Origin of the sequence: Paenibacillus sp. LS1 (assembly GCF_026013365.1) — a bacterium.
Lineage (GTDB): Bacteria > Bacillota > Bacilli > Paenibacillales > Paenibacillaceae > Paenibacillus.
Genome location: NZ_JAPDOE010000001.1, coordinates 2,158,341 through 2,165,624, shown reverse-complemented (window position 1 = coordinate 2,165,624; position 7,284 = coordinate 2,158,341). Strand labels below are relative to the sequence as shown.

Sequence of the window (7,284 nt, the reverse complement as noted above, 5' to 3'; positions counted from 1 at the left end):
TATGTGATGACCGCCAGATGCATGCTTTAGCCGAAGCGTTCATGGATAAGTTGAAGAACATCGTGAGTCACTGCATTGAAGTGAACACTTCCGAACAAGCAAGCTCCCATGCGATGGGCAAAGAAAAGTATGGTGCAGAACTGCTTGACCCACAAAAATTTCATCGTAATACCGATTATCCGGTTCTTAATAGTTATGCTCCTTCTGTATTACAGCAATTGTTCATTCGTACAGCAGACACAGTGGTCATGGAAAAAATTGAATTGCAGGGTTCACGGACCAAGAAAGAAATGATCGAAGCCTGTCATCAGATCATAAGAATGCAGTCTGCACTGCGAAGTTCTTATCGGATGGATTCGCTAGTGGGAACGATCAGTGAACATGAGTTGAATCACGCTTGGCATATGCCTTATATCGATTTACGATATGCAAGTCTAGATGAGCGGAATGCGGTCTCTCAGCAGATCAACAAACTGAGTTATATAGAATTTAATGAGCGATCTTCACAGTTGCTTGTTAAGCTGGTCATTGTCCGAAATGCCGAGCGGCAGCATACCATTCATATTATTGCCCATCACAGTGTCTGGGATAAGACGAGCACAGTCATCTTTAAGGAAATGTTGGACGAAGGGAGCATGATGAATACTCCTCCTGAAACATTGCTCCCTTATAGTCAGTATATAGCGGATAAACACAAGCATAACGATCTATTCAAAGGAAGCGGATTGACTTTACCGGGTAATATGGAAAAATGGATTCCTGTTCTTCATGAATATATGGATCATAACGTATCAAATGAAATCAGCCAGTCGGTTGCTTCGGTGATTCCTCTTGGACCTCATTTGCTGAAGGTGTATAAGGAAAAACCTTGGGATTTACTCATGCATGCCGTTCAGATTATAGCTAAAGAAAACGGTCTGATCCCACCATCTTCGAAGAAGATTCCTGTTTTTATACTTCAAGAGGACCGTGCTTATACAGCAGGCAGCTACAGTCAAGTTATGGGCGAGTTTCTGGACATGCTTCCTATTATGGTGCAGGAAGCAGGAGAATCAGGACTTCAATCTATTCAGGAACAGGTAGAACAGATCCAAAAGGCAAAGCGGGAGCAAAGTATTCATTATCTTGAACTTGTTCATGAGATTGAAGAACAATTGATGTCTTGGTTACCCTCTTTGCTGTCAGTGAATTTCCAAGCTGCATTTGATCTTTCTTATGAGGACTTTAAAAATATGATGACTCTTGACCATTACCGTACGACAAATGAAATTTTTGTTAATCGGTTTGCCGATTCATTGGTCATTTATTATCCTCTCTATTCCAAACGCCAGGTTAATCTGAATGCAGTTCTTCAGAAGGAATTCGAATGGTTGGAACAATCCCTTGCCAGCATGACAACATCGATGTAGCAGGGATGGCAATAGGGTTGAGACGTATTGAATCGTTTGCAATGAACGTCAGTATATCTTGTCAGCGAAGCGGCTGTGGTCTGAAATTTATATTCAGACCACAGCCGCTTTCTGTGTAATCATTCATTGTATAACTCACAAAACGGATGTGGCTTTCAATTGCCCTATATGATATAGTAAGTATCCTTTTGTATTGCCAGATCTAGGCGATGCAGAGCAAAACATATTCTTAGGAGGTAACTGAAACATGTCAGACAGCTTTCAAAGTGCCTATCAAGAAGAAGAGTACAGGTTAGAGCGAACGATGGAGGAAGTGGACAGTCAGCTGGAGCGACTGCAAAATATTCCGGTATACACCGGCCACGACTTCACAGAACAAGTGCTGGAAGCTGGACGCGAAGAGCGCCGCACCGCCTTGTCCAAGAGCGCGCAGCAACCCTATTTCGGACGCTTGGATTTCGAAGAACAGGGCAGTGGTGCACGGAAACCGCTGTATATTGGCAAAATCGGCGTAGACCGCGAAGAGGTGGGAGAGCATCCGCTCGTCATCGATTGGCGTGCTCCTGTCGCAAGCCTGTTTTACTCATTTACGGGAGGCGAAGCCTCCGCTACGTATGAAGCCCCGGAAGGGCTTATCGAAGGTCTGGTGTACCTGAAACGAAACGTTGTCATTCGGCAGCGGATATTGGAACGTGTGGCGGATACATACAACCGTGACAGCGACCAGCCAGCAGTATCGGATGAATTTCTCGTCTATCGTCTGGGAGAGAACAAGGATAACAAACTCCGTGACATCGTATCTACGATTCAGGCAGAGCAGGATCTGATCATTCGTGCGGCGAGAAACACCGCATTAATCATTCAGGGTGTAGCCGGATCCGGGAAAACAACGGTTGCCCTGCATCGGCTTGCCTTTTTGCTGTATCAGTACAAGGAGCAGGTATCTGCGGAGAAAATGGTTATTTTTGCACCCAACCACATGTTTCTGGATTACATCTCGGATGTGCTCCCGGAACTCGGAGTAGGGGACATTCAGCAGCGGACATTCCCGGATTGGGCGATGAACCTGCTGGGGCTGGAGATGCCTTTGGCGAATACGTCGGATACATTGAACACCTGGTTTGAAACACCTGATGCACGGCCTGAATTGAATGATGATGTACCTGGACGTTACAAAGGATCGATCCGTTTCATGGAGCTTATTCGAGAGTGGCTGTCGGGCATGGAAGCGGATTCCGTACCGGATATGGACTTCAGTCCATGGGATGGTAAGGTGCTCAGCAAGACGGAGATCGAGAACTGGTTCGGTGAGGAATACAAGCATTATCCACTAGCGAAACGCAAAGAACGGGTCATGGCGAGAGTTCACCGCTGGATTGAGATGGAACTCAAGAAACCGATGCCAGAATCTGTGCGCAAAGAACGCAAGAAAAAAGCAGCGACTCGTGAGAAGGCCTATGCCAAAAAATGGCCTCAATATGAGCCGCTTACGCTTTACAAACAGCTGTTCAAAGCTACAAAAGGTGGCTGTGTGCCAGCCTCGCTCAGCGGGCTTATTCCAAAACTGGTCATGAAACAAACCGCAGCAGATCTGAAGCAGGATATCGTCCGTGAAGAGGATTTGCCTGCATTGGTATACATTCATACACTGGTCCATGATATTGAGGGTTCGGAGCGATTTGACCATATTGTGATCGATGAAGCGCAGGACTTTTCACCTTTCCATGTGGCGTTATTGGATCGTTTCGTCAAAGGGCATTCCTTCACCATACTGGGTGACTTGTCCCAAGGCATTCACGAGTACCGTGGTGTTCATGCGTGGGAAGAGATGAGTTCTCTATTTCCTGAGGAACAGAATGCATACTTTGCATTGACCCGAAGTTATCGTTCAACGATGGAAATTATCGATTATGCCAATAGGATTCTGGAACGGGGCGTCAAAAGCGGGATTACGGCGATCCCTGTTTTCCGTAGTGGTGATCCGGTTCGGACGTTGGCTTATGGAGGCGAAGGTCGGACGGCAAGTCTAGAGCAGGCTTTGAAGGTGTTAACCGTCAAAGACTACCGAACGGTCTCTATCCTGACCCGTACCCTGCATGAAGCAGAGGTGCTTCACCGTGACCTACAGACCGCAGGCTGGGATCTTAACCTGATCGATGGCGGCAAAAAGCAGTATACGGGTGGACACTCTGTTTTACCTGTCTATCTGTCCAAAGGGTTGGAGTTTGATGCCGTTATTGTGGCAGACGTAGATCAGAAGCATTATTTGTCGAATGCAGGTGATGCGAAGCTGTTGTACGTTGGTTGTACAAGGGCCTTGCACGAATTGTGGTTGTTCCACGAGGGTGATTTGCCAGAATACGCGGCTGCAACACATAATCCCGACGGCGAGCCTGTAACCATTCAGGGTTGGCCAGAGCTTGGGTAAATAAAGTTTGCTTATACAACAAAAGGCATGGCGTTAATGGGAAAGTCCCATAAGCGCATGCCTTTTGTTACTTTTGTGCGAGAATCGCTTAATTTCCCGAGGAAGAACGACTGACAGTTCAAGTTATGTTACTCTATTTCCCATTCTGGACGAGCGACGGTTCACCAGGAATATGCCGACACCAATGAGTAAACCGCCTGCCAATGCAATCCATTGAACATGCTCTCCTAGCAAAATCCAACTCGACAATACACCAAAGAATGGTGCGAGAAACAGATAAGAACTGGTTTGGGCCGGATCACTATGTTGCAGCAAATAAAACCAGAGTGAGAACTGGATGATGGAGCAAACAAGCGTTAACCAGAGAAGCACCATAACCGAGGTCGTATTCACCATAAATTGAGGCTGTTCAGTCCATACGCTCAGCAGAAGCAACGCAGCACCTCCAGCGAGCATCTGATAGGCTGTTAAGACAAAAGTATCGTAGCCATCGCCCCAGCGTTTGATGAGTAATGTGGACACGGCAAAGGAGACCGCACCGCCAAATCCAATCCAGGTTCCAGGGCTAAAGCTCATCTGCCAACCAAAGGTTAACATGATCCCTACGAAGCCGAGCATAACACCAATCCACTGGCTGAAACGATAGGTCAGTCTATATAAAAAAGCACTGAGGATAATGACCAGCAACGGATTGGTAAACGTAATAATGGCTGATTCACCGGATGTAATCCAGTTCATGCTGTAGTAGGCGCAACCCATCACTCCTGCCGATTGGAACAGGCCAATGAGGAATATTTTCAACCATGACTGCCATCCAGTAGGCAAAGGACGTTTACGAAGGAACAAGGCCATCAAGCCGCCTGCCAGTATATAACGTATGCCCATGAGCAGGAAAGGTGGAGCATATAACATGCCGATCTTGCCGACTGGAAAAGAAGTACCCATGATTAGCGTTGTCAAAATGATCAAGATTGTATATTTCAAAGGTTTTATGGTGCGTGTACCTGTGATCAAAGCAACTCTATTTTTCCAGTATGTCATGCTCAACACTCCTTATCATCATCCAGTCAGAGGACTGGTTTGGGATCTACATGAATTGTAGTCCGGTTTACACATGAAGTATAATGATTGGTAATGAAGTGGATATCATTTTGAATGATGTCAGAGTGGAGGGACCATGGAGAGCGGGGATCTTAGAATATTTCAGTGTGTTGCACAGGAGGGGAATCTGACCAAAGCTGCTTCTAAACTAGGGTATGTGCAATCCAACGTAACTGCACGAATCCGGCATCTGGAAGCAGAAGTGGGTACAACGCTGTTCATTCGTCATAATCGAGGCATGACGTTATCTCCAGCCGGAGAGATGCTACTGACCTATGCGGATAAAATTATTGGTTTGCTGAATGATGCTTCCAAGGCGCTTCGGGCGACGAGTACACCATCGGGTCCCTTAAGAATAGGATCTACACAGACTGCCGCAGCAGTTCGTTTACCTGAGCTTTTTGCAAAATACTATAAACAGTATCCCGAGGTGTCCTTGTCACTGGTTACTGGCAATTCGCAAATGCTTATTGATCAGGTGATAGGGTATGAATTGGAAGGAGCTTTTATTGGTTGTGCCTGTGATCATCCTGATATCGTGTCTATCGATGTATTTGATGAAGAACTATTTGTAGTTTCGTCAGGTGTGGGACCAGAAGATGAACTTACCCGTAAGCCGATCCTTGTCTACAGTATGGGATGCTCCTACCGACAAACGTTAGAGGAGTGGTTGCTTTCAAGTGGAGTAAATCGTCCAGTGATTATGGAGTTTGGAACTTTGGAAGCGATTATTAGTGGAGTAACGTCGGGAATGGGGATTTCTCTGTTACCGGAGATTGTGATTCGGCAGCAAATTGAAAGTGGCAACCTTCGCAAACATTCGCTCCCATCCGGTATAAGCCGCATGATGACTCGTTTTATTACACGAAAGGATGCGTTTGTGAGTAGTGCGCTTGGCGCATTTATGGCTATGTTACCGCGGGAGTATGATATGATAGAGAGTGGAGAACCATCAGAAGTGTAATGTACACAAGCCAAGGCAATTCGTTAAGGAAGTGATGAGCAATGGATTTATTTTCGTTTCAACAAGACTCAAAACCACAAGCTAGATTGCTCGCAGACCGCATGCGGCCAGAGCATCTGGATGAATATATTGGACAGGAACATATTATTGGACCGGGAAAATTGCTTCGGCGCGCCATTGAGGCTGATCAGATTTCGTCGATCTTGTTATACGGCCCTCCGGGATGCGGCAAGACAACCCTTGCACATATTATTTCTCAACAAACACAAGGACAGTTCGTTCGCCTGAATGCAGTGGAAGCTTCCGTTAAGGATGTGCGTGAGGTCATTGAACAGGCGCAAACGAACAAACAGCTGTATGGAACAAAAACCATTCTGTTCCTCGACGAGGTACACCGGTTTAACAGTTCACGTCAGGACGCGCTATTGCCTGCGGTAGAGAAAGGAACGATTATTTTTATCGGCGCGACAACAGAGAATCCATTTCATTATGTCAATGGGGCCTTGATGAGTAGATCCACCCTGTTCCAGCTGGAATCACTGAACAAGGAGCATTCGCTTATTGCGATGCGCAGAGCATTGAGTGATGCGGACAAAGGTCTGGGGTTCATGGAACTACAGGCGGACGATGAGGCACTTGAGCATATTGCTACGATGGCCAACGGGGATATTCGACGTGCACTTAACGCTCTTGAACTGGCTGCGTTGACGACGCCACCGGAGAAGGATGGATCCATTCATATTACGCTTGGTGTAGCAGAAGAGTCTATTCGACGACCGATTGTGAAGGCGGATGAATCGACACAGTATGATGTGCTGTCTGCATTCCACAAAAGTATTCGGGGTTCCAGTGATGCGGCGCTGTTCTGGTTTTTATACGCGGTGGAGAAGCTCGGCATGGACCCAATGACCTTCATTCGCCGTCTAATTGCAGCGAGCAGTGAAGACATTGGGCTTGCGAATCCGCAAGCCATGACCCAGGCGATTGGAGCACTTGATGCGTACAGGAATAACGGCTGGCCCGAAGCCAAGCTGAATATTGCACAAGCGATTTTGTTTGCAGTCGAAAGTCCAAAATCCAATGCGGTGTATACCGCCATTTCCAAAGCCATGAATGCCATTGATGAGGTGAAATCAGCAGAAGTTCCACTTCACTTACGGGATACGCATTACTCGGGTGCTGTAAAACTTGGACATGAGGGCTATCAATATCCGCACAATTACCCTGGGCATTATGTGAAGCAAGAATATTTACCAAAGCAGCTCTCACGGAGAATATTCTATGAGGCAACGGAGCAGGGTAACGAATCGAAGATCAGGCTGAACCAACAGCGGCGCAGGGATTTGTAAGATCAGTCAGATCACTCGGGAGATGCACATAAC

The 7,284-nt window shown here is 46.7% G+C and carries 5 protein-coding genes; 4 read left to right on the top strand and 1 reads right to left on the bottom strand.

Annotation, left to right across the window (positions count from 1 at the left end; all coding sequences use genetic code 11):
* Together OM416_RS09385 and OM416_RS09380 are read left to right on the top strand one after the other, a co-directional pair.
* On the top strand, positions 1-1,409 hold a 1,409-nt coding region (locus OM416_RS09385; RefSeq protein ID WP_264928741.1), incomplete at its 5' end, for a hypothetical protein.
* Positions 1,410-1,656: 247 nt separating this feature from the next.
* Entirely contained in the window at positions 1,657-3,837 is a 2,181-nt protein-coding gene (locus OM416_RS09380) for a HelD family protein (protein WP_264928739.1), read from the top strand.
* Between the two features lie 123 nt (positions 3,838-3,960).
* On the opposite strand, the gene OM416_RS09375 is transcribed toward OM416_RS09380, so the two are convergent.
* The gene (locus OM416_RS09375) at positions 3,961-4,878 is read right to left on the bottom strand and encodes a DMT family transporter (protein ID WP_264928737.1); all 918 of its coding nucleotides are present in this window, start codon (positions 4,876-4,878) and stop codon (positions 3,961-3,963) included.
* A 136-nt stretch (positions 4,879-5,014) separates the two neighbouring features.
* On the opposite strand from OM416_RS09375, the gene OM416_RS09370 reads away from it, so the two are divergent.
* Both OM416_RS09370 and OM416_RS09365 read left to right on the top strand, forming a co-directional pair.
* The gene (locus tag OM416_RS09370; protein WP_264928735.1) at positions 5,015-5,902 is read left to right on the top strand and encodes a LysR family transcriptional regulator; all 888 of its coding nucleotides are present in this window, start codon (positions 5,015-5,017) and stop codon (positions 5,900-5,902) included.
* A 41-nt stretch (positions 5,903-5,943) separates the two neighbouring features.
* Entirely contained in the window at positions 5,944-7,251 is a 1,308-nt protein-coding gene (locus tag OM416_RS09365) for a replication-associated recombination protein A (RefSeq protein WP_264928733.1), read from the top strand.
* The last annotated feature ends 33 nt before the right edge of the window (positions 7,252-7,284 follow it).